Consider the following 1,505-nt stretch of genomic DNA (forward strand, 5'->3'; position numbering starts at 1 on the left):
TTGAAGGCAAATCCTTTGAAACCAAAGAATTGAAAATAATAGTTGAATAAAAAAACGTACTACAACAAAGTATAAGAAATAATGCTTAAATTTATTTCTTAATCAAAAAGTTAGTGCTTTTTTAGTCACTCTGATTTTCCTACGGAAAATCCTCGGACACAAAACCGCACTATTCTTATACACAACCGTTAGCAGTTATTTGAGAAAAAAGATATGACTAATCTTGAAATAATAGGAAAATTAAAAGAATCCACCTTTACAGATGAAGATGGAGAAAAATACCAACTTGAATTTCAAAATGGGTTAACTGATTCTGAAATTGAACAACTAAAAGAACAATTCCCAAATAAAAATATTGACAGCGAAATAATCGAAATACTTAAAGTAACAAAAGGTTGGGATGGTTATGGTCCTGAAATGGTTTATTTCGACTCAATTGGACAATTTGGATTTTGGGAATTATCGGCAAATTCTCTTACGCTTGGACACGATGGATTTGGCAATCATTGGATTTTGGACTTAAATGAAAATGGAAAACCTAATAAAGTGTTCTTTGCTTGTCACGACCCAGCAGTATTTGTTGTACACTCACAAAACTTGAATGAATATCTAAAGCACTTATTGGAATTTTATGAAAGCCCGGACAAATGTCATATGAATGAAATTCACGACAAAACAGTTATGACAATTTGGGACGAAAACAACTTGTGCTCACCCAAAACTGAATTTGAAAATAAGAATCCTGAATTTAGAGACTTTCTGAAAAAATTTGACGGAGAAGAATGGACTGTAGCTGACTTGAGAAAAGGAAAAAATAAAGATGGTTTTGCTTGGGGAAAATTTGGTGCGAATCAATTTACGGAAAGGCATCCAACCGAATTAGTTTGGGTAATAAAGAATAAGAAAAAAGGCTTTTTATCAAGACTTTTTGGAAAATAAAAACAACTGCTAACAAAGTATAAGAAATAATGCTTAATTTTATTACTAAATCAAAAAGTTAGTGCATTTTTAGTCACTCTGATTTTCCTGCGGAAAATCCTCGGACACAAAACCGCACTATTCTTATACACAACCGTTGGCAACAATATGAAAACCGAAAATATTGAGATTTAAAACAACATTTTTCATATCATTCTTTTTTTGCATTTTTTCCGCATTTGGACAACGGACTTTAAACGGTAGAATTGTAGACCAATTTATGGAAACTGCTATAGGAATAACAATCTTTGACAAAGACACCACCGAAATCGGACAATCTGACTATAATGGATATTTCCAAATTAAATTACTCAAAGAAAACGATAAATTTATTTTCGCTGGACTTGGCTATGAATGGGCAACAGTCTCAATTACAAAAGATTGTAAAAATGCGGAAATAATTCTGTTTTTAGCCTCTACACATTGTTTTGATTCGCCTGCCAAAGTTGACCGACTCCGGAAAAAGGAATTTGAAAAGTTATCCGAATTGCATTATCAAGCCTTTCAAAAAGGACTTTTTAAAACTG

The 1,505-nt window shown here is 32.2% G+C and carries 2 protein-coding genes; both read left to right on the forward strand.

Annotated elements, in window-relative coordinates:
• Positions 1–213 precede the first annotated feature (213 nt).
• Positions 214–939: an SMI1/KNR4 family protein gene (locus ACH5TW_RS00355; protein WP_439334487.1), complete on the forward strand. Its 726-nt coding sequence runs from the start codon at positions 214–216 to the stop codon at positions 937–939.
• A 259-nt stretch (positions 940–1,198) separates the two neighbouring features.
• On the forward strand, positions 1,199–1,505 hold a 307-nt coding region (locus tag ACH5TW_RS00360), incomplete at its 3' end, for a peptidase associated/transthyretin-like domain-containing protein (protein ID WP_439334488.1).

This window comes from Thalassobellus sediminis (assembly GCF_044386045.1).
GTDB lineage: Bacteria > Bacteroidota > Bacteroidia > Flavobacteriales > Flavobacteriaceae > Thalassobellus > Thalassobellus sediminis.

Bases quoted from the DNA above. Each gene is read 5' to 3' on its own strand.
- ACH5TW_RS00355 (WP_439334487.1), top strand. From the start codon at position 214: ATGACTAATCTTGAAATAATAGGAAAATTAAAAGAATCCACCTTTACA.